Annotated in this window: 18 protein-coding genes; 14 read left to right on the top strand and 4 right to left on the bottom strand. The window is 65.7% G+C overall.

The features are described from left to right. Positions 1–100 precede the first annotated feature (100 nt). A complete protein-coding gene (locus tag O7620_RS18975) occupies positions 101–256 on the top strand; it encodes a hypothetical protein (RefSeq protein ID WP_278124168.1) in 156 nt (51 codons plus the stop codon). 1,186 nt (positions 257–1,442) lie between these two features. On the opposite strand, the gene O7620_RS18970 is transcribed toward O7620_RS18975, so the two are convergent. Next, complete coding sequence (locus tag O7620_RS18970; protein WP_278124166.1) at positions 1,443–2,609, bottom strand: condensation domain-containing protein; 1,167 nt, start codon at positions 2,607–2,609, stop codon at positions 1,443–1,445. Between the two features lie 1,071 nt (positions 2,610–3,680). Between O7620_RS18970 and O7620_RS18965 the strand changes: the two genes are divergently transcribed. The 9 genes from O7620_RS18965 to O7620_RS18925 all read left to right on the top strand — a co-directional run bounded on the left by O7620_RS18965 (position 3,681) and on the right by O7620_RS18925 (position 13,565). Beyond that, a complete protein-coding gene (locus O7620_RS18965; RefSeq protein WP_278127050.1) occupies positions 3,681–4,781 on the top strand; it encodes a branched-chain amino acid aminotransferase in 1,101 nt (366 codons plus the stop codon). A 6-nt stretch (positions 4,782–4,787) separates the two neighbouring features. Continuing rightward, positions 4,788–6,830, top strand: a complete 2,043-nt coding sequence (locus O7620_RS18960; RefSeq protein ID WP_278124164.1) for an amino acid adenylation domain-containing protein — start codon at positions 4,788–4,790, stop codon at positions 6,828–6,830. A gap of 5 nt (positions 6,831–6,835) precedes the next feature. After that, positions 6,836–8,095 carry a cytochrome P450 gene (locus O7620_RS18955; RefSeq protein ID WP_278124161.1) on the top strand — a complete coding sequence of 420 codons (1,260 nt, stop codon included), beginning with the start codon at positions 6,836–6,838 and terminating at the stop codon, positions 8,093–8,095. 25 nt (positions 8,096–8,120) lie between these two features. Beyond that, entirely contained in the window at positions 8,121–8,858 is a 738-nt protein-coding gene (locus tag O7620_RS18950) for an alpha/beta fold hydrolase (RefSeq protein ID WP_278124160.1), read from the top strand. After that, positions 8,855–9,604: a thioesterase domain-containing protein gene (locus O7620_RS18945; RefSeq protein ID WP_151489335.1), complete on the top strand. Its 750-nt coding sequence runs from the start codon at positions 8,855–8,857 to the stop codon at positions 9,602–9,604. Before O7620_RS18950 ends, O7620_RS18945 begins: the two co-directional genes overlap by 4 nt. Positions 9,605–10,482: 878 nt before the next feature. Next, on the top strand, positions 10,483–11,217 hold the full coding sequence (locus O7620_RS18940; protein ID WP_192580212.1) for a hypothetical protein: 735 nt from the start codon (positions 10,483–10,485) through the stop codon (positions 11,215–11,217). Positions 11,218–11,240: 23 nt separating this feature from the next. Beyond that, positions 11,241–11,636: a cupin domain-containing protein gene (locus tag O7620_RS18935; RefSeq protein ID WP_278124157.1), complete on the top strand. Its 396-nt coding sequence runs from the start codon at positions 11,241–11,243 to the stop codon at positions 11,634–11,636. A gap of 62 nt (positions 11,637–11,698) precedes the next feature. Continuing rightward, positions 11,699–12,712, top strand: coding sequence for a class I SAM-dependent methyltransferase (locus O7620_RS18930; RefSeq protein WP_151489333.1), 1,014 nt, complete (start codon positions 11,699–11,701; stop codon positions 12,710–12,712). Between the two features lie 25 nt (positions 12,713–12,737). After that, the gene (locus O7620_RS18925; RefSeq protein WP_278124154.1) at positions 12,738–13,565 is read left to right on the top strand and encodes a phenylalanine 4-monooxygenase; all 828 of its coding nucleotides are present in this window, start codon (positions 12,738–12,740) and stop codon (positions 13,563–13,565) included. A gap of 506 nt (positions 13,566–14,071) precedes the next feature. Here O7620_RS18925 and O7620_RS18920 read toward each other — a convergent pair. Then, positions 14,072–14,887, bottom strand: a complete 816-nt coding sequence (locus O7620_RS18920) for a hypothetical protein (RefSeq protein WP_278124152.1) — start codon at positions 14,885–14,887, stop codon at positions 14,072–14,074. Between the two features lie 675 nt (positions 14,888–15,562). Between O7620_RS18920 and O7620_RS18915 the strand changes: the two genes are divergently transcribed. Continuing rightward, complete coding sequence (locus O7620_RS18915) at positions 15,563–16,453, top strand: endonuclease/exonuclease/phosphatase family protein (RefSeq protein ID WP_278124151.1); 891 nt, start codon at positions 15,563–15,565, stop codon at positions 16,451–16,453. 177 nt (positions 16,454–16,630) lie between these two features. On the opposite strand, the gene O7620_RS18910 is transcribed toward O7620_RS18915, so the two are convergent. Then, positions 16,631–17,302, bottom strand: a complete 672-nt coding sequence (locus O7620_RS18910) for a hypothetical protein (protein ID WP_278124149.1) — start codon at positions 17,300–17,302, stop codon at positions 16,631–16,633. A gap of 23 nt (positions 17,303–17,325) precedes the next feature. On the opposite strand from O7620_RS18910, the gene O7620_RS18905 reads away from it, so the two are divergent. Together O7620_RS18905 and O7620_RS18900 are read left to right on the top strand one after the other, a co-directional pair. Continuing rightward, on the top strand, positions 17,326–17,844 hold the full coding sequence (locus O7620_RS18905; protein ID WP_278124147.1) for a hotdog domain-containing protein: 519 nt from the start codon (positions 17,326–17,328) through the stop codon (positions 17,842–17,844). Positions 17,845–17,986: 142 nt separating this feature from the next. Then, positions 17,987–19,966, top strand: coding sequence for an acetoacetate--CoA ligase (locus O7620_RS18900; RefSeq protein ID WP_278124145.1), 1,980 nt, complete (start codon positions 17,987–17,989; stop codon positions 19,964–19,966). Positions 19,967–20,180: 214 nt separating this feature from the next. Here the strand turns inward: O7620_RS18900 and O7620_RS18895 are convergent, their stop codons facing one another. Beyond that, complete coding sequence (locus tag O7620_RS18895; protein WP_278124142.1) at positions 20,181–20,870, bottom strand: TIGR03089 family protein; 690 nt, start codon at positions 20,868–20,870, stop codon at positions 20,181–20,183. 154 nt (positions 20,871–21,024) lie between these two features. Between O7620_RS18895 and O7620_RS18890 the strand changes: the two genes are divergently transcribed. Next, a complete protein-coding gene (locus O7620_RS18890) occupies positions 21,025–22,170 on the top strand; it encodes a glycosyltransferase family 1 protein (RefSeq protein ID WP_151492283.1) in 1,146 nt (381 codons plus the stop codon). Positions 22,171–22,230 lie beyond the last annotated feature (60 nt).

The following is a 22,230-nucleotide window of genomic DNA, read 5'->3' as shown; positions in this document are numbered from 1 at the left end:
CCTGCTGTTCGGGGAAGCGTTTCCACCCGCAGGGCACCCGAGCTCATCGCCTGAATGCACGTGTTCCACCTGCCCTGTAGGCACCCGAGATGGACGAGTCTTGCCCCTGCTTGAGTTCGGCATCGTGGACGGCCTGCTCGTCGGCATCGGAGCAGTCCAAAGCCCCGTCCGCCGCCGGCTCAAGCAGATCCCATATCGCCTCTACGCGATCATCGGCTGGCTCCCCGAGGCCGATCTGAGCTACGGATCCCCATGATCATGGCCAGCGATGCTAAGAGCTCGACCTGACTACGGCTGTTGCTGTCTTCCAACCGTTGATGTGAGACGCTCTTCCCGATCCGACAGCCGTTAGACCCGCGGTCCGGAATGGGCGTCGCCGTCTATGCGCCGGAATCACGCTACCGGCTGCCCTGCTCCACGGTCCGCTCGCGAAGCGCGGCCGACTCCGCCTCGAGCTCGCGCGGGGATGCGAACTTGAACAGGAGACTCACGGGCGGCCGCCAACCCGAGCGCGATTCGTAGCAAGTCAACAGCTTCGGGATCAGCAATGAGTGGCCACCCGCCTGGAAGAAATTGGTGTCCTCGTTGATGTCCTCGGACGGAAGAACCTCACGAAATGCTTGGAGCCAGACCGAGTCGGTCGGTACTCCACTGCCAGGCTGTGGCGTGCCAGGTGTGAACACGAGGCCTCCCAGGTAAGGCGAAGGATGCTGAGCAGGCACCCTCTAAGGGTGGATGGCGGGGATGGTAGAGCGGTCTGGAACGACCCATCGGCGGCTGGTCACCATGAACTGAAGGGTGAGGCTATGACACCCCCCGACGCATACGTACTGGCACCAGTCAGGGTCTCCCGTGCGTGATGCTCAGGCCGCACTCCTGCCGAGAGGGTTCTGCGGGAACAGCCCCGTCACGGGCCGCGGAGGGGTTCGCGGGTCACCAGACGTTCGGTGAAGCACCGGCGGAGCCGGTGGCGGCGCGGCAGGGTGGGGCATGGCTCTCGGCCGGTTCGCCTTCGCCTGAGCACCTGTCGGAGCCGCAGCGGGAGACAATCTAGGCATCGCTGGACGCGGGTCTGGGGGCGACCGGCTTCGAGGTGGACCAGTCTGGACGTCGGCGCGGAGCGCACAGGTGTGTGCCACGCCAACGACACGCCATGCGAGGTGAGTAAGCCCGCTGCGGAGGCTTGGCCCTCTCGGTGTTGCTCGGTCGGATGCCTATGCTCGCGCTGACCGGCCAGGCCGGTCTCTCGGAGCCGCGCCCCCGCTCGTCACCCTGAGCCGCTACCGCATTCTCCGCCTCGCCGACCACCGGCCCTGACCAGCATCACCACCTGAGCCCTGGACCGCGGACCTTCCGGCCCAGCGACGCGCGAGGATCCCGTCGGTCTGCGCCGGGGGATGGACCGGTTGGTTTCGCCAGCGGCGATCCCGACGGCGATCGGGTCAGTTGTCGGCGGAGAGCAGGAATTTGTCGGCTGCCTGGATCAGCGACTCGACGATGTCGCTCGGAAAATAGTTTTCGTTGTATGAGACGACGGCCTGCGGGTCTGTTCCATCTAGTTCCCACCTGAATTGGATGGTTCGCGGCCAGGTCACCTCGCCCGGCACGTAGAGGTAGACGATCTCGGCTGTTGTTCCGGGAAGAAGCGATTCTCCGAGGTCCACCGTTCGTTTGTCGAGGACCACGTTCACCCCGGCTGCCCGGTCGGTGGAGACCAGTTCCTCGTTCCAGAGTCTGCCGGCGGACCGGAGCGGGAGGATGTACTCGAACACGTCAAGGGTGTGCGAGAAGACCTCCCGAACTGTTTCCAGTGGACTGCGCGACCCCGCAGCCAGGTGCAGGGGCACCATCTGGACGAACAGGCCAGCGATGTCGGATGTGCCCGGCAGCACGCGCCCGTGGTAAGGGGTGGTGGCTCCCACGGTCGGGGCGCCACTCACCTGCTGTAAACCTGACAGCACAGCGGAGGCCACCGTCACGAACGATGTCGCCCGGGCGCGCTTGGCGATGTCGGACACTCTCGCTTTCGTGTCCGCCGGCAGGGCGTGGGTCACCACCGTGAGCCTCGATTCGCCTTCCGATTCGAAGGTGATCGGAAAGGGCGGGGGGAACGTGCCGAACCGCTCGGTCTGGGAGCGCCAGAACGCTCTCCGCTGCGCACCCCAGGCAGAGGACAACTCGCGGCGCTCAAGCAACGTGAAGTCGTGATACGCGTTCTTCTCGACCTTGTCGGGGACGCTCGCCCCTCGAGTGGCGCGCTCATAGAACACGCCGAAATCCGCCATGAAACGCTTCCACGTCTTCTCATCGACGATGATGTGATCCAGCACGATCGCGAGGAGGTGCCTACGCTCGTCGCGCTGCACGATCGCGAGGCGCGACAAACCCACATCGGCGAGGTCGAACGGAGTCGTGACCGTGCGTACGGTCTCAAGCGCCTCCATATCCGAATCAGCGGTGTAGAACTCTACCTCGCCCAACACGTCGTCGTACGTGCACGCTTCGTCCGGCGAGACGTACGCCCGACGCAACACGTCATGACTCAGGCAGACGCCACGCCACGCCTGACGAACGGCGCCGATGTCCAACGCCCCGTCAAGCCACGCCACGCAATAAACAAGATTGTGCCTATCCGCGAACTCCCCAGACAGCCGGGCCATCTCAGCGAGCGCTGTCGGACCCCGCGTGACCTCACCCCGGCCCACAGTCATTTCCCCACCCTTCTCTCAGCCCAAAAGGGCGACAACGCGTTACCGTAGGACGGCGTCGGATTTCGAAGCATGATCGAGTGTGGGACCCGATTCAGAGCGACGGCTGACAAGGCAGAGGTCGGTAGACGAAAGAGCCTGTCTATGGCGACTCGTCGACCGGAGCGTTCCACCGTTAGCGCGAAGCCGAGGTGTGCTCAGCAACGGGAGTCTGCCTGCCACGCATTCCCCTTTCGGCCGTGACAACGGCTCTGCCGACACATGAAGAATCTGACCCATATTACCGGTGCACGAACCCCTGAAGCCCTAACAGACAACAGGAGTCGGGGGCAGCGTCAGGGACGATCCAGGCACTCGCTGGGCCTGAGGTGCTGACATGGCGAATGAGCTGCGGGTACAAGGCCTCCGACGGAGTCTCCCTGACTAGTGCCAGTACGTACGCGTCCGGGCGGTGGCATAGCCTCACCCTTCAGTTCATGGCGACCGACCGCTAGAGCACCGTTCAGTCTGATCCACGATTCCCTTCGTCCATCCCTAAAGGATGCCTGCTCATCATCCTTCGCCTTACCTGGGAGACCTCGTGTTCACGCCTGGCACGTCACAGCCTGACAGTGGAGAAGCTTCCAACTCGACTTGACTCCATGCATTTCGTGGAGTTCTTGAGTCGCCGACGACGACGAGGACACCGGCTTTCTTCTGGCGGGTGGCCATGCACTGCTGATCCAGAGTCCGTTGACGCGCGAGGGTCCACCTTCGAATAGGCAGCGCCTGTGAGTTGCTGTTCAAGTTCGCGTCCTCGCGCGAGGCCGAACCTGGGTCGGCCGCGCTTTGCGAGCGGTCCGCGGAACAGGGCAGCAGGTAACGCGATTCCGGCGCATCGGCGGTCAGCGCTATATCCGCGACGCCGGACCTGGACGGCTCTCGGGTCGGAGGAAGCGTTTTCACCCGAACTACTGAAGGAGGGCAGTAGCCATAGTCGATTTCGAGATCAGGCCTAATCGGAAGCCGATGCCCGAGGCGGAGCGCCGAGCGGCGGTCGACACCGCTGCGTTCGGTCAGGTGTTCACCGATCACATGATCACTCTGCGCTGGGATGAGGAGCGCGGGTGGCACGACGGACGGGTGGAGGCCTTTCAGCCCATCTCCCTGCTGCCGTCGGCGTCGGTCTTCCACTATGGGCAGGAGATCTTCGAGGGGATGAAGGCGTACCGCCACGCAGGTGGGTCCATCGCCCTCTTCCGGCCGGAGCGCAACGCCTCCCGTTTCAACGCTTCCGCCCGTCGGATGGCGATGCCGGAGATCCCGCGGGAGACGTTTGTCCGCGCCGTTGAACTGCTCGTCCGGCAGGACCGCGAATGGGTGCCGGACGGCGAGGGCAACAGCCTGTATCTGCGGCCGATGATGATCGCGACCCAGCCGACGCTGGGGTTCACGCTTCCGTCCAACAGCTATCTGTTCTGTGTCTTCGCAAGTCCGGTATCCGGGCCCTTCAACGGACGCACCGGGCCGTCTGCGCTGTCCGTCTGGCTGTCCGAGGAATACAGCCGCGCCTCGCCCGGCGGAACCGGTGCCGCGAAGACCGGCGGCAATTACGCCGCGGCGTTCCTGGCTCAGCGAAACGCTGTGAAGAACGGCTGCGACCAGGTCGTCTGGCTGGACGCGGTCGAGCACACGTGGGTCGAGGAGATGGGCGGGATGAACCTCTGCTTCGTCCAGGGTGCCGGTGACTCTCAGACGCTCATGACACCTGCGTTGACCGGAACGCTACTGCCGGGGGTGACGCGGAACTCGCTGCTCCAGCTCGCCGAAAGACTCGGCCTCGGTTGCGAGGAGGGGCGCATTTCGGTAGATCAGTGGCGCAAACAGTGTGAAACCGGCAATATCACCGAGGTCTTCGCCTGCGGGACCGCAGCAGTCATCGCGCCAATTGGACAGGTGCGCGGCGCCAATGGCGGATGGACGATCGGCGACGGCCGCCCCGGACCGGTCACCATGCGGCTCCGCGAAGCGTTGATCGGCATTCAGTACGGACGCATTCCAGATGAGTTCGGGTGGGTGCATACCGTGTGCTGACCATATTTGGCCGCAGGCAGGACTCACAGAGGAAGGTGTCCCAACTTGAACGAATTTGACAATCCCAACGGCACGTTTGTGGTCCTGGTCAATGACGAGGAACAGTACTCGTTGTGGCCGTCGAAGCTGGAGTACCCGACCGGTTGGCGGGAAGCACGGCAGACCGGCTCTCGCGAAGAGTGCCACGCATTCATCGAATCAACGTGGTCCGACATCCGGCCAGCGAGTGCCCGAGGCGCCGCGCCTGAGCACGACCCGGTAGCGCTCATCCACGACATGGTTGCCGACCAGGCCAGGCGTACGCCCCACAATGTGGCTGTCAACCACGCAGGGACCGCGTTGACCTACGAGGAACTGGACACGCAGGCTGAGTCGCTGGCCGCCCGACTGCGTTCGGCAGGCGTCGGCGGCGGGTCCGTCGTCGCTGTCGTTCTCGGCCGGTCATTGCCGCTCATCACAACGCTGCTGGCCATCCTGAAGGCCGGCGGGGCGTACCTGTATCTCGATCCGACCGAATCGCCCGACCTGCGGCGTCGCATCTTGGCGGACTCCGCCGCCCGGTTCGCCGTCGTCAGCGGCGAGACTGCGGACGCGGTCCCGGAGATCGGCCAGATCCTGTGCGTCGACGACGAGACCGCCGACCGGTTCTCGCCGGAGCCGGCCGACGAGACGCCGATCACGGCGGACACCCCCATGTACGTCTGCTACACCTCGGGGTCCACGGGCGAGCCCAAGGGCGTCGTGGTGCCGCACCGCGCGGTCTTCCGGCTGATCAACAAGCCCGATTGGATCGATGTCCAGCCCCAGGACGTCTTCCTCCAGCTCACCCGCGTCGGGTTCGACGTCTCCACCTTCGAGATCTGGACCCCGCTGATCCGCGGCAACCGGCTCGCGCTGGCCAGCACCGGCCACGCCGATTTCGGCGAGCTCATCGCCACGGTACAGAACGAGGGCATCACCGTTCTGTGGCTCACGACCGGGCTCTTCCACAAGATCGTCGACCACCATCTCGACGGCCTCGGTGGGGTCCGCCACCTCCTCGCCGGCGGAGACGTCCTGTCGCCGTCGCACGTCCGGCAGCTCATGGAAGCACACCCGCACCTCATCTTCACCAACGGCTACGGCCCGACGGAGAACACGACGTACACGACCTGCTGGACGTCACGAACGCCACCCAGTGGTCCCCGGGTGTCGATCGGGCGGGCCATTGAAGGCACTACGACCATGATCCTCGACGACGCGCTCCGGCCGGTGAAGCCGGGCGAGGTCGGCGAGCTCTGGGTCGGCGGCCCCGGAGTCGCCACGGGCTACCTGCGCAGGCCGGTGGCCACCGCGGAGAAGTTCGTCGCCGACATCGACCCCTCCAGTCCCGGCGCCCGAATGTACCGGACCGGCGATCTCGTGGTCGTCGACGACTCCGGCGACCTCGACTTCCTGGGCCGTGCCGACCGACAGCTCAAGATCCGCGGCTACCGCGTCGAGCCGAGCACGGTGGAGATGGAACTGATGTCCCATCCGAAGGTGCAGCGGGCTGTGGTGCTCGCTCACACCGACGGTGCGGGCGACGCCCGGCTCATCGCCACCGTTGCCGTCGGGGAGCTCCTGGCGGACGAAGCGAGCACTCTGGGCAACGAGTTGCGCGACTACCTGCACAAGAAGCTGCCGGCGCACCTCGTCCCATGGGGGATCTTCCCCGTCACAGACATCCCACTGAACCCGAATGGCAAGGTCGATCGCTCGGCCCTGCCCGCGGCCAAGATGCCGCGCAACGTCTGGAACGAATACGTCGAGCCCTCCAACGATCTCCAGAGGAAGCTGGCGGAGATCTGGAGTGACGCCCTCGAGATCGAGCCGATCGGCATCACCGACGACTTCTTCGAACTGGGCGGGCACTCACTGCTCGCGGCCGAACTGCTGGCCGCACTGGAGAGTCGATTCACGGTGGCCATGTCCGCGCGCACCCTGTTCCTGAATCCCACCATCGAGGCTTTGGCCGAAGAGGTCTCGCAGAGGCTGGATCTCGCTGCGGCCGAGGTCGGAAAGGCGTGACGAAGATGACCGATCTGGAGGAGACGCCTGCCCGCCTGGTGGGCAGATGCCCGGTGAGTCACACGGCGGCGTTTGGTCCCGCCGACCCAATGCTGTTCAGCGACGGTGACTACCGCGCCACCTGGGCCAACTTGCGCGGCCTTGATCGGCTCACCTGGCAGCAGGTGGACGAGCGGCGCGGCTTCTGGTCCGTGGTCAAGTACGACGACGCTGACCGTGTCCTGCGCGACCACGAGACGTTCACGTCTGAACGCGGAACGATGCTCGACACCCTGGGTAGCCAGGACCCCGCGGGCGGCCGTCAGATTCCGGTGACCGACCCTCCGCGACACACCGGAATGCGCGCCAGACTGCAGAGGGCGCTTACGCCCAAGTCGCTGGAGGCCCAGCACGCGGCGATCCAGGGTCTGGTGCGCGAGCTGTTCGCGCCGCTCGGTGACGGCGGTTCGTTCGACTTCGCCCAGGCCATGCTCATGCTCCCCGTGGCGGTGGCCGGCGTCGCGATGGACCTGCCCCGGGAGGACTGGCCGCGGCTGTGCCACCTGCTCAACGCATCGATCGCGGGCAGCGATCCCGACTATCTGGACGCCGGCAGCGGCGATGCCGTGGCGACGGTGGACAACGCACACCGGGAGCTGTTCGCCTACTTCCAAGAGGTCTACCGCGAGCGCAGGCGCAAGCTCGGAGACGACCTCATCAGTATCTTGATGACCACCCAGGTGGACGGTCGCCCGATGGCACCCGGCGAGGTCATGTCCAACTGCTACAGCGTGCTGCTCGGCGCGTCGGTGACGACGCCGCACTCGCCCAACTACGTCATGTCCGAGCACATCGGGGACGGGCTGCTCGACGAGTGGGCCGCCGATATCAGTGTCACCGGGTCGGCGGTCGAGGAAGCCCTGCGGCTCGCGGCGCCCGTGAACTACTTCATGCGCCATGCCACCAGGGACGTCGAGGTGCGGGGGACCGTTGTCCAGGAGGGCGACCCGCTCGTCGTCTGGTTCGGATCCGCGAACCGAGACCCGGACGCGTTTCCCGATCCCGACACGTTCCAGCTGCGCCGCAAGCCGAACCGGCACCTCTCGTTCGGGATGGGACCGCACTACTGCGTCGGCCACTCGCTCGCCCGCACCACCCTGAAGATCCTTTTCGAAGAACTGCTGACCACGTACCACCGGTTTGAGCTCGCTGGCACTCCGGTACGGATGCGCTCGACGTTCGTGTCCGGTTACAAGCATCTGCCGATCACGGCACGCCGTATCTGAGGAAGACCGGAAGGTAAGAGGTTCCATGTCCGACGGACATCGCTGGTTCAAGCGATTTCAAAGCCCGGCAGCTGAGGCGACCACGCTGCTGTGCCTACACCACGCGGGCGGCAACGCAGCGATGTTCCGCGAGTGGCCGCGGCTGCTGCCACCGTCGATCGATCCGATCGCGGTGCAGCTGCCCGGCCGTGCCAACCGGATCGACGAACCGCCGTTCCACGCCATGGACGAGTTGGTCGACGGCCTCGTCGATGCCGTCGAGCCGCTGTTGGACCGGCCGGTCGCCGTCTTCGGGGCAAGCATGGGTGCGCGGGTCGGGTGGCAGCTTGCACATGCCCTGCGCGAGAGAGAGCTGCCGATGCTGCGTGCGCTGTACGTCTCGGCGAGCTCGGCGCCGAGCCTTGATCGCGAGGTGCGCGGCTGGGACGGCCCGGACGAGGGCCTGGTGCAGTACATGCAGAGGCTGGGAGGGACACCGGCCCAGTTCCTCGACGATCCCGAACTGTTGGCGGGAATCGTGGCCACCCTGCGCGCTGACCTGACCGTGCTCAGTACGCACACGTATCAACCCGACGTGCTGCTCGACACCCCGATCACAGCCTTCGCCGGCGTGGACGACGAAGAATCCACGCCGCAGCAAATCGAGCCGTGGGGCAAGGAAACCACCGGTCCGTTCGTCATGAACGTCATCGAGGGCGGGCACTTCCTCGACACGTTTGCCATGAGGCTCGTGACCGACGCCATCTCGGAGGACCTGCGATGAACGATGTCAACGCGAGACTGAAACCGAACAAGTGGTTGCCGCGTGTGCCGCTGGCCGACGCGTCGGCGCGCCTGTTCTGCATCCCCTACTCCGGCTGCGGGGCGATGATGTACCGGAATTGGCCGGAGTCCTATCAGGGAATCGACTTCTGCCGCCTGCAACCGCCGGGCCGGGAGAACCGGTTCAACGAGCCGATCTTCGCCACCTACCAGGAGATGGCGGCGGCGCTGGCGGACGCCGTCGAGCCCTACCTCGACGTCCCCTATGGGTTTTTCGGCCACTGCGGTTCAGCGCTCGCGGCGTATGAGGTATCTGCAGAGATCGAGCGGCGCGGATGGCCGACGCCGAGCTCCCTGTTCATTTCGTCGCAGGTCGCACCGCAGGACGGCCCGACCGGGCGATGGCTCGTGATGAACCGCTCCGAGTTGAACGACGAGCTGGACAAGATGACCATAGCGATGGGCGGCACCCCGATCCCCGAGCTCAGCGACGTCTACCTGGACATTCTCGAAGAAGACATCGCCACCAACAAACGATACGTCATGCCGAATCCTCAGCGGCTGATGACGCCGATCGTTACGATCGGATGGAGCGAGGACATCGAGGTCGATCATCGGAGCATGGGCGGGTGGGCGGCCTGCGGGGACACGAAGTTCGTGCTCCTCAACGGCCCACACCAACAATTTCTCAATGCGCCGGCGGAACTACTCGATACCTTTGCCATGAGCCTACCGAGCCGTGCATGAAGCCCTCCCCGGGTTGGGGGCAGACATAGGCTGAAACCGCCGATCCCGTCCTGCGGTACCGCCTCGGCCTGCTCACCTCGGCAGGGGTGCTGATACCCAGCCAGCCGGGTCAGGACGGCGCTAGGCCGTCGTGTTTCCCATCGGTGACTGGCGTCGCGTCAGCGACGGAGGCGGGTGCGGCTACGACGAGTGTGGGTGTGCGAGAAGGTGACATCGGGTCCTCGTCAGGTCGTGAACCGCCGCAACCCGATGATCATAGGCGCCGCCTCATGCGCTCCCGACGTCTCCACAGAGGCCGGAATCGCCTCGAAGTTCCTGGTCAGCATCTCGGCTGCCGACTATGCAATTTGCCCTGTCCGGGGCCGCCTCCCGTTTAGAGAAGCGGTCTCAGCGGTGGAAGTACGCCCAGGTAAACGCCCACACTCCCGGCCGCTGATCCCGCACACCCCACGAGGAGCACCATCGCCCTGACTGATGTCAGTACGCCTGCCGCCGAAGGGTCGCTAGTGTGCAGTTCCATACAGTCAATGAAATGCCCCCGCTCAGGGCCTCGCACAAACCGGCAGGAGATGACCTAGCTGCGATAGAGATTGGCTGCCACACATGGAGACGTTCAATCCGACCTAGCTCCCGTCGGAGCAAACCCAGTTTTGGGCTCCTTCTCGTGGCCGTGATAGCCCGTGAAGTTAAACTCAGAATTGCCGACCGAGATGTCGTCCGGCTACCCACCAGCCCGGCTGGGGCGAGGCCGACGCGCCGCTCGCCTAAATCTAAGTGCGCTCCCTTTGCGGCCTGCCGCGGGGGAGCCGCCAGGCCGGGAGCGGCAGTTACTGGACAAACCCGTATGGGAACCGACGATCGCACGAAGGATCTGATTAATGGCACAGCTCTTTGCGCGAACGCTACTGCCTGAGGTGCGCGACCACCTGGAAACGACAGGTCACCTTGGCGACGGCAAGCTCTCCGAGCGAGCCGGGGCAGTGGTCCGCAGCCTCGCCAAACACGACGAGATGCGGTATCTGATAGATCAGACGCTATCGGACGACGGTCAACTCGCCGAGATCGCAGCGCGGTCATATTATCACGCCAACAGCTTTCTCAAGCTTGTCCTGGCGGTCGGCGACGAGAATGCCTGGAAGCTTCGCCTCCATGTATGGCATCCACAGTCGGAGTCGGATCGCCCGCCGAGGGAAGACATCCACTCGCATCGCTGGGACTTCACGACCGCCCTGCTGCTCGGCGAGTACAACGCCCGCGAGTACATGATCGCCCCCGGCGAGGAGTACCACCACTACAAGTACACCCCGGTTCGGGCGGACCAGTTCTTCTCGCTGGAACCCATGGGAACCGGGCAGTTGGCCCAGATGTGCGAATCCATCGTCCCGGCGGGCACGATTTACCACCTTGACCACAGGGTCCTCCACAGCATCGCACGTTCGCACGACGGGCCGACGGCCACACTCGTCCTGCAAGGGCCCACTGTGCGGGACTCGACGAATGTTTATCGCACGACCCCGGTAAGCGAGAAGGGCGGAGTCGGACAAGTCTACGTCGCGCGGCCCTCCGTCCAACAGCTGCGCGCGGAGCTGACCCAGCTCCTCCGCTGGCTGTGACCCCAGGCCGGGAGCACAAAGCCGTGACTCAATACAAATACACAACTGAGGCAGCCGCACGCTTCAGCAAGCACGGCGTCGACCTGAGCGTATACGGACTGGCCGATTCTTCGGTGACTGTCGCCCATGTCCGTGTCGCGGAAGGTCACTTTGAAGAGTTCTACAACCTGAAGAGCACGTACACGCTCTACATCATCAGCGGCTCTGGCACCTTCTATCTCAACGACGAAGCCCTGGATGTGGGCGCCATGGATCTGGTCGTCATTCCACCGAAAACGCGTATCTACTATCTCGGAACCATGGAGATGGTTCTCACTGTCTCGCCGGCGTGGGACGAAGCAAACGAACGGCACGTTAGATTTCTGGAAAAGAGCCACATTTCTAACCTCCCCGCCTCTCTGGATCGCCGCCCGGTCTAGACAACGCTGGACCCAGGCGACGGGCAAAACTCTCTCTAATCGCGTGACGGGAAGGCCGTACAATGAATCCTCTTGAACTGGAAGCAGACCGCAGAGCCGCCTCGCAGTCTGCGGCTGACATCTTCAACTCGGCAGTCGCGTCCTGGGCAATCGCCGCAGGATGGGAGATCGGCGCACTCGATGAGCTGAGCGAGAAGGGCAAGCTCGATACGCGCGACTTCTCCGAGCAGCATGACCTGCATGTCCAGTCGGTGAGGGGCATGTTCACCGCGCTGGCCAGCGTCGGCGTCGTCGAGCGTGATGGCGACACCATCCTCCCTGGCTCATTGTTTGACGAAGTGTTCCAGACTAAGTCATTCTTTCATTGGCTCAGCCGCGGTAGCGCGCCTTTGTTTACGGCGATGCCCACGGTCATGAAGAATGCCAACCGCGTCGGCGACTTCTACACCCGAGACGCGCCGGCGATCAGTTATGCCTGCCGCGAAATCAATGCGGAGGTCTTTGATCCTCTCTTCTGGTCGGTGATGGAGAGTCTGGATTTCCCCTTCACCAAGGTTGCCGATCTCGGTTGCGGCAGCGGTGAACGACTGCGGCAGATCGCCCGACGCCATGCCGGAGTCCAGGGCATCGGGCTCGACATCGCCGCCCGTTCGCTGGAGGCCGCCGAGGCCTCCACCGTGGAGGCCGGGCTCGGCGATCGCATCTCGTTCGGCATCGCAGATGCTCGCGCGCTCGAGCCTCGTCCCGAACTCGTCGACGTCGATCTCGTTACCAGCTTCATGATGGCGCACGACTTCTGGCCGCGCGAGGAGTGCATCTCCTCCTTCCGGAAACTTCGTGAGGTATTTCCGAACGCGCGCCGATTCCTACTGGCGGACACCGCTCGGTTGACCGATCTGCCCGACCACCGATTCCCGATGTTCAACCTGGGCTTCGAAGTCGGACACGACCTCATGGGCGTCTATCTGCCGACGATGGAGGATTGGGAAGGCGTCTTTCCCGAGGCCGGCTGGCGGCTGGTGAAGACGCACCGGGTGCAGGGGTTGACTAACGGATTCATATTTGAGCTCGAATAAACCGTGTTAAGGAGCTGAGAAGTACGTGCAGGAACAATCAATAGAGACCTCCGACCCGTACTATGTCGCGCGACGTGCCGAAATAGCGACCTTGGCGGATCGCTGTGGTCCGGATGATCCGATCCCCACGATCAAGTACACGGAGGAGGAGCACGAGGTCTGGCGTCTGGTGTGCGAAAAACTCGCCGCGCGCCACCGCACGGACGCTTCGAACGAGTACCTTGAAGCCGCGGAAGGTCTCGCAGTTCCACGGGAACGGATTCCGCAGCTGCGAGACATCAGCAGACGTATCGATTCGCTTTCCGGCTTTCGGTTCAGGTCGGCACCCGCGCTCGTTCCTTTTCGAGATTTCTGCAACGGCCTGGCAGGTTCGGTCTTCCACTCCACACAATACCTGAGGCACCCTAGCACGCCCTTCTACACTGCCGACCCGGATATGTTGCACGATGTTGTCGGGCACGGAAATGTTCTGGGGGATAAGCGGTTCGCCCGTCTATACCGCCTGGCTGGAGAGGCGGCCGCGCGAGTCGAAAGTGAGGCGGCGCTGCAGTTCATTGCCAAGGTGTTCTGGTTTACTCTTGAGTGCGGACTGATCCGACAGCAGGGAACGACCAAGGCATACGGTGCTACGATCGTTTCCTCGTACGGAGAGCTGAACCACTTTCGCGGCGCTGACATCCGTCCGTTGGATCTGAAGAGCCTGGCCGACGTCGATTATGACATCTCGACCTACCAGAAAACCCTGTTCGAGGCGGACTCGATGGACCACCTCGAAGATGTTGTGGGCGGCTTCTGGGAGACCTGCGACGACAATACTATTGAGGCCCTCCTGGAACTCCAGCCGTTCAGATGACGTGACGGCAGATGGGCTGAGGTGAGGCCAAGAAGGGTCAAGTTGGTGTGCGGGTATGGCGTTCGCAGGTGGTTGACCGGCAGTACCCGGTGAGCTAGGTCGTGGTCCGCTCGATGACCCACCTGCGATCGCCGACGTGCCCTGAGGGCTCGATTCCCTTTGCGGGGTATACAGAGCCGATGCGTTAACCGTGGCCCGTCTCCACAGCTCAGGTATACCGGCGCCGTGTCGGGCCCAGGCGCTGGAGCGCGCTCCTCGTGCAGCCGGTCCCGGAACACCGGCACGTGACTGGAGCAGGGATCGTTCCGCCACTCTGTCGCGACACCTCACCTCCCACAACCGGGGGTGGAACGAGGGGGACCAGTGCTGGAAGCTGGCACGGATCGGCGTGCTGATCACACGGACGTGGCACGCCAACTACACACCCAGCGGGGTGAGCGAGATGCTGCGGCGGCATGGCCCCTCCGCACAGGTGTGCCCAGCACTGGGCCCCGTTCCTTCGTGTCTCAGTCGCAGAACGCGAAATTTTCCGCCGACTCCGTCAGCGGTTCATCACGAACGACGCCAGGAAGCAGGGAAAGGTGTTCCTCGCGGACCAGGTCGAACCTGAGGGCGAATGCGACCAATGCTTCACGCTTGGAGTGCATACGGCCTCCGTCCACATACTTGGCCCAACGGCTGATCGGTAGCTTCTGATCGGCGAGATATTCGACGTGATAGTTGATGCTGCTGCGGTTTGCTTCTCTGAACTGGTCAGTGCACCTCAGCCTCTCGACCACCTCGTGCACGGAGGGCACTGCCGCCATGGATGAACCGCGCAATCGAGGCTCACAGAGCGCAGCGAGCACAGCGAAGTACTTGCTTGTCGTGTCCAGCTTGAACATGTTCGATTCGACCGCTGTAGCGGCCCGCTCAGGTGTAAGCATGGTCGGCGGCGGAGCAAAAACAGTAAGTTCGGTAATTCCTGAGTCTGATGGAATTAGAATTCGAGACATTTCAAATGGAATTACCATGCCCAATCGCCGGGGACGGGCTTTGATCAGCTCCGCACCCCCCTCCAGGTTCTCGATGACAAAAGTCGAGCACGCGGTGAAATTCGAGAGGAGGAGATGGCTGTCTGAAACCTCGAACGCCCCGAAACCTGGTGCAACATTGAGTTGGAATTCCCCGGTGCGGCTTGATATGCCAAATTCCAGACGATCGTCGGCTTTCAGGTTAACGCGACCCGCCTTGGGATTTACTCCGTTAGGGTTGCGATAGTTTCCCCGCCAGGTCACGATCACTTCTACGTCGGATTCAGTTTGCTTAGGCATGAACAGCACTTCCCCGTTTTTGTTTACACGCCATTTTTAACTGTGTTGGCCCGGAAGCCTTTCCATCGCCTCAACTGTCACCGTTTACTCAGTGTGACGTGGGTGTCGATCGGCAGGCTTCATTGACCCGGCAGGACAAACCTGGTATCGAAGCCTGCTGGCATAGGGCTTGACGAACCCACAGCCGGCAACACTCCCAAACGTCGTATCTGACCCGCTTGTCGATCCTACAACGCCCACTGCGAACCTCGCCAGGGTCAATGCGTAATGGGATAAGCGCTGGTCACGGTGGCGATGATGTCGTGTGGCACGGTTGGCCTGGGCGGTGGTTGGCCTCGTCGTTCGTGCGGGGCAGCGGCTTGAAGTGTTGGGCAGGGCAGTAAGGACGGCGGGTCCGATGCCTGCCCGCGGCTTGTGGAGGTCCTTACGGAACGTGACGTCCCGGCTGGGATGTGGGCGGCTCCGGGTGTGCTATCTGCAGCCGGTGCGGTCGCGCAACTTGGCGGGTTTGGCCTGCTCGGCGGGTAGCGACACCGCGACGTAGGTGGATGTGATCTCCATTCTTGACGCTCGACGGCCCCCGGGATAGCATCCTGAATATTTGTGATTTCGCAGAACTTCGTGACGGTCCTGCATTCCGACGCGGATCCCCCCTTGGTGTGATCTCGCATTTTGACGATTCGAATGCAGGCCGCAATCACGCTGCACGTGTCCAGTGTCGAAGAGGTCGAAAAGCGGATGGCCAGCAATTCGAGATCGGGGCATGGAGCAGGTCTCACCTCCTCTACACGAATGGGCGAAGCCGTGAAACCCGTATCCCTCATAAAGCTCGCGACCTGGAACATGGGGGGCGGGATTCTCGGCGCATCCCATCAGCATGGCGCAATCCCCTCGCCGGACTACTATGCATCGGTACTGCGGCGGCATGGCCCCGATGTGGTCTGCCTTCAGGAGGCTCACGACTACCACGGGCGTTTCGAGAGTCAGCCGCACTACCTGGCGCGCCAAGCGGGGTATCCGCACGTGCTGTCGTTCCCGACCAGCGCCTCGCACCTAGCCGAAGATGCCAGCCTTACGCTGGCGGTCCTCTCCCGATTTCCGCTCGGCAACGGGGTGTACAGGCAGTTCCCCAATCCCGGTTTGACTGGCACCGGCCCTGACGGGGAGCCATGGTTGCTGGCGGACAAGGGATATATGATCACGCAGGTAGACCTGGGCGGCCGTCAGATGGGCCTGATCAACGGCCACTGCTTTCCGTTGCGATACTTTGGCGCACGTGCCACCGACCCAGGTTTTGCTGAGGTATGGCACATGCTCACACAGGACATGCTGACTCTCAAGGAGATCGGCCCGGCGGTGGTCGCCGTCGACCTCAACCACGAACCCATCGAGGACGTGCTGAATGAGGCCCTCACGCGAGACAGGTACATCAACGCTTTTGCGAATACCGTCACGACTGTCAGGGGCGCCAAGCGGGACTACATCCTCTACGAGCAGGGGATGCGTCTACTAACGGCTACTGTGACGGCCACGGAATCAGATCACGCGTATCGCCAGGTGAGCCTTGTCCTCTAGGCCGTGACCTCGAAGATGCACAACCATGCCCTCTTCGCCGACGGCAGGTACCTGGACAGCGCTTCCTGCTCGACGTCGGACAACTCGTAGCGACGGACCACGCGCTCCATCATCCGACACCACGAGCCCTTGATGACGCCGCGTAGGGGCGGGCCGGTTCCCCGGCCCGCCCGACGATCAGCGGATCTCGGTGGTGTCCTCGGGCCGCGACTGCCCGCGCGGTGGCGCTGACCAGGGCGACTCGCCGCCCACCCGGCGCGGCAGCGGCTCGGTCGGCGTCGGGTCGGCCGGGTAACCCAGGGTGAGCGGAGCGGTGTCCCGCTCGGCAGGCTCGGCGGGCGGCCAGTCGGTCAGGGTGAAGTTGTCGCCGCGGGGGCCGTCCGAGGGCGCCGGGACCGGCGTCTCAGCGGGAACGGCTACCGGCTGTGGCCACCGCCGCCAGCGCTGCCCGCTGAACGTCGCCATCAGCAGCAGCATGCCGAGCAGGAAGAGCGTGCCGTTCTCCACCGGCAGCCGCAGCGGCAGCGGGTCACCCAACACCTTCCATCCCTGCGGGACCGCGTCGCGCACCTCGAACGGCGCGACGAACATCCCGACATACGGGGTGACCAGCAGCAGCCCGGCGACCAGTGGACCCAGCGGCGAGAAGCGCAGCGTGCCGAGCAGACCCAGCAGAACACCGCCAACACCGAGGTAGACGGCCGGCTCGATCAGGTTGGCGGTGTTGAACGTGCCGATCTCCACCCAGCGGTCGACCGTCCGGCTCGACCCGTCCTGCCCGAGTGTGACCAGCACCCAGGTGATGGGCGCCACCACCAGCCCGGCGAGGAAGCTCCAGAGATGTCGCATCCGCGCACCGTACCGTTTCCGGCATGACCGAGCACCTCTCCGCCGCTCCGACCGGCAAGCCGACGTCGTACTCCCGCGTCACCCTCAGCAAGATCATGACCGCCGTCGACGTGAACCTCTACGGCACCGTGCACGGCGGGGTCCTGATGAAGTTCGTCGACGACGTGGCGGGCGCGGCGGCGGCCCGCCACAGCGGAGGTACGGCGGTCACCGCGGCGATCGACGAGATCGTCTTCTCCGAGGCGGTCCGGGTCGGTGACCTGGTGCACGCGCACGCACAGGTGAACTGGACCGGGCAGACCTCGATGGAGGTGGGCGTACGGGTGGTTGCCGAGCGGTGGGACTCGGCGGAGGACGCGCCGGTGCGGGTGGCCACCGCGTACCTGGTCTTCGTCGGCGTGGACGTCGGCGGCGCGCCACGGGTCGTCCGCCCGGTGCTGCCGGAGACGCCGGAGGACGAGCGGCGGTACCGGGAGGCGGAGATCCGCCGCGAGCACCGGCTGGCCCGCCGCCGGGCCATCCAGGCCCACCGCGCCGGCTGAACCACATGGGTTGGCCGGGTGGAGTGTGGGCCGGGCACGCGTCGGTCGGTGCACCCGGTGCGCAGAATGGCGCTTCGAGGTAGGGCAAGATGGCGCCACGGCCCATTCACAGTGTCGTGCCGGGCCAGGGGAGGGTGGACCAGTGGGTGACATGCTGTGGGCGCCGCCGGCGGACGTACTGGAGCGGTCCCGGATCGGCGACTACCTGCGCTGGCTGCGCGAGCACCGCGGGCTGGACTTCGCGGACTACGACGCGCTGTGGCACTGGTCGGTCACCGACCTGGACGGGTTCTGGCGCTCGATCTGGGACCACTTCGAGGTGATCGCGCACACCCCGCCGACCGCCACCCTCGCCGAGCGGGGCATGCCCGGGGCCCGCTGGTTCCCCGGCGCCACGCTCAACTACGCCGAGAATGTGCTGCGGATGCCGGGTCGCGCCGCCGACGACCCGGTGGTGATCGCGCACGGTCAGACCCGGGCACCGGTCACTCTGACCGCCGCCGAACTGCGTGAGCAGGTCCGCCGGGTGTCGGCCGGGCTGCGCCGGCTCGGCGTCACCGCCGGGGACCGGGTCGCGGCGTACGCCCCGAACATTCCCGAGACGTACGTGCTGCTGCTCGCCACGGCCAGCCTGGGAGCGATCTTCTCGTCCTGCGCGCCGGAGTTCGGCACCCGCAGTGTCACCGACCGGTGGCAGCAGATCGAGCCGACCGTGCTGGTCGCCGTGGACGGCTACCGGTACGGCGACAAGCCGGTGGACCGCCGGGCCGAGGTCGCCGCGATCCGGGCCGCCCTGCCGTCGCTGCGGCACACCGTCAGCATCGCCTACCTCGACCCCGGGGCCGCGCCGGAGGGCGTACTCGACTGGGCCGAGCTGGCCGCGCCGACCGACGAGCCGTTGACGTTCACGCCGGTGCCGTTCGACCACCCGCTGTACGTGCTGTACTCCTCGGGCACCACCGGGCTGCCCAAGCCGATCGTGCACGGCCACGGCGGCATCCTGCTGGAACACCTGAAGATGCTCGCCCTGCACCACGACCTGGGCCCGTCCGACCGGTTCTTCTGGTTCACCACCACCGGCTGGATGATGTGGAACTTCCTGGTGTCCGGCCCGGCGGTCGGCGCGGCCATCGTGCTCTTCGACGGCAACCCGGGCCACCCTGACCTGGGTGGGTTGTGGCGCCTGGCGGCGGAGACCGGGACGACGTACTTCGGCACCTCGGCGCCGTACCTGCTGGCCTGCCGCAAGGCCGGGCTGGTGCCCCGGGACATCGCCGACCTGTCCGCGCTGCGCGGTGTCGGTTCCACCGGCGCGCCGCTGCCCGCCGAGGGCTTCCGATGGGTGTACGAGACCGTCAGCGACCGCGTGCAGCTCCAGTCGCTCTCCGGCGGCACCGACGTGTGCACCGGTTTCGTCGGTGGGGTGCCGCTGCTGCCCGTGTACGCCGGTGAGATCGCCTGTCGGGCGTTGGGCGCGAAGGTGGAGGCCCGGTCCGCCGACGGCACGCCGGTCATCGGCGAGCTGGGCGAGCTGGTGATCACCGAGCCGATGCCGAGCATGCCGGTGGGCTTCTGGAACGACCCGGACGGCAGGCGCTACCGCGAGGCCTACTTCGACGTCTATCCGGGCGTCTGGCGGCACGGCGACTGGATCACCATCAACTCCCGGGGCGGTTGCGTGATCACCGGGCGCTCCGACGCCACCCTCAACCGGGGCGGGGTGCGGTTGGGCACCGCGGAGTTCTACTCGGTGGTCGAGGGGCTGGACGAGGTCGTCGACTCGGTCGTCGTGCATCTGGAGGACGACGAGGGCGGCGCCGGCGAGCTGTTGCTCTTCGTGGTGCTGGCCGACGGCCTGGAGCTGGACGACCCGCTGCGCGCGAAGATCTGCCGGGAGTTGCGGACCGCGCTGTCGCCCCGGCACGTCCCCGACGAGATCCACCAGGTTCGTGCGGTGCCGCGCACCCTGTCGGCGAAGAAGCTGGAGGTCCCGGTCAAGAAGATCCTGACCGGCGTCCCGGTCGATCGGGCCGCCGCCAAGGGTGCCCTGGCCAACCCCGAGTCCCTGGCGTCCTTCGCCGCCTTCGCCCAACGCCGGACCACCGACAACACGCCCGCCTGACAGATCCTGCCGGCGGCCCACTCGCCCACTCGCTCGCTCGCGGGCCCAGGCTCGGCGAGGTCCCGGCCAGGTGCCGGCACCACCCTCTGCTCTGCTTCAACGGGCGCAACAGGTGGGCCCGTTGGTGGTGCGTCCCTTGAAGCAGTGCAAAGGGCGCGGACACACCCACCGGCCCTCGACGGCGCCGGACGCCCAACCGGGCACCGGAGTGGGGCTACGGGAGGGTGTGGGTGACTTTTTCCGTGGCCTGGCGGCTGGCCAGGCGATTCTGGTCGAGGTTCGCGCAGAGGACGACGGTGGCGGCCCGGGTGAGCGGGGCCAGCAGCCAATCCACCGGATCGGGGTAGCGGTCGGCGTCGACGAGCACACGAGCGCCGGGCTCGATGCCCAGCTCCGCGGCGCGAGCCTCCGCGCGGGCCAGCAGGCGCGCGTCGGCGGGACCGGGCCCGGCCTGCGGGGTGAAGTGGTCGCCGTGCCGGCGTACCTCGACCACGTAGTCGGCGAACCCGGGCGGCACCTGGCGTAGCGGAGCGGCGAGCGGGGCCAGCCCCAGGGCGTACCGCTCGTCGGCCGACCAGGACTGCGCCTCGTCGAACCGGTCGACGGCGGCGAACAGCACCTCCACCTCGCCCGGCGTGTCGGTGACGCTCAACGTGGCCGACCAACACCCCAGCAGCACCGCCGCGGTCTGCCAGTGCGGCGGCAGCAGCACGCCGGCCGGTGTGCCCGGCGCGAGGCCGACCTCGTCGACGAGGAGATTGGCGGTCTTCGCCACCCAGTTCGCCAGCGTGGCGCCGGACAGTTCGGTGCGGTCGCCGCTGGCGTCGTCGTACCAGGTCAGCAGCGGTCGGGTCGGGTCACTCGCGATCGCGTCGGCGAAAACCCGGGCAATGTTGTCGGCCATCGGCGCGAACGATACGCCCCTGTGGGCCGTACTCGAAGACGATGACAAGTCGGCGTACGGTCGGGTCGCAGTCAGCGTCGGCCCCGTACTCCGGCGTAGGCTTTACCCCCGGAGTGTTGTTCCCCACAGACCCGCCAGTGCAAGGAGTCGCCCCGTGACCGCCGGTCGCCCGCCCCGCGTGCTCATCGACGCCACGAGTGTCCCCGCCGACCGTGGTGGTGTCGGTCGATACGTCGACGGTCTGCTCGGTGCCCTCGGCAAGGTGTGCGGGTCGGGGGTGGAGTTGGCCGTGGTCAGCCTCCGCACCGACCTGGAGCGGTACACCCGGATGCTGCCCGGCGCGGAGATCATCCCGGCGCCGGCCGCCGTGGCGCACCGTCCGGCGCGGCTCGCCTGGGAGCAGACCGGCCTGCCGCTGCTCGCCCAGCAGGTGGGCGCGCACGTGCTGCACTCGCCCTTCTACACCTGCCCGCTGCGGGCCGGTTGCCCGGTTACGGTCACCGTGCACGACGCGACGTTCTTCACCGAGCCGGAGCACTACGACAAGTCGCGCCGGACGTTCTTCCGCAGTGCCATCAAGACCTCGCTGCGTCGAGCGGACCGGGTGATCGTGCCCAGCAAGGCCACCCGGGACGAGCTGATCCGGCTGCTCGACGCCGACCCGACCCGCATCGACGTGGCCTACCACGGTGTCGACCACTCCGCCTTCCACGCGCCCAGCGAGGAGGAGAAAGCCCGGGTTCGCGCCCGGCTGGGGTTGGGCAACAGCAGCTACGTCGCCTTCCTCGGTGCCAAGGAGCCCCGCAAGAACGTCCCCAACCTGATCCGTGGTTGGGCCCGCGCGGTGGCCGACCGGGCCGACCCGCCGGCACTGGTGATCGCCGGTGGCCAGGGGCACGACGACGACATCGACCGGGCGGTGGCCGAGGTCCCGTCGCACCTGCGCCTGCTGCGCCCCGGCTACCTGCGCTACGCCGACCTGCCCGGCTTCCTCGGTGGCGCGCTGGTCGCCGCCTACCCGTCGTACGGGGAGGGGTTCGGCCTGCCGATCCTCGAGGCGATGGCATGTGCCGCCCCGGTACTCACCACGCCCCGGCTGTCGCTGCCCGAGGTGGGCGGCGACGCGGTGGCGTACACCTCGGAGGACGCGGAGCAGATCGGCACCGACCTGGCGGCCCTGCTGGACGACGAGCAGCGCCGGTTGTCGCTGGCGAAGGCCGGTTTCGACCGGGCCAAGGAGTTCACCTGGGAGTCCAGCGCGGAGGTGCACATCGCCGCGTGGAGCCGCGCCCGGTCGTGACCGTCGGGGGCTCCGGGGGCGACCCGACCACCGGGCGGAACTCTGTCGGGCATGATGTGC

Source organism: Micromonospora sp. WMMD710 (assembly GCF_029626045.1).
In the GTDB taxonomy this organism is placed as follows: domain Bacteria; phylum Actinomycetota; class Actinomycetes; order Mycobacteriales; family Micromonosporaceae; genus Micromonospora.
This window is presented reverse-complemented; position numbering and strand designations above follow the sequence as displayed.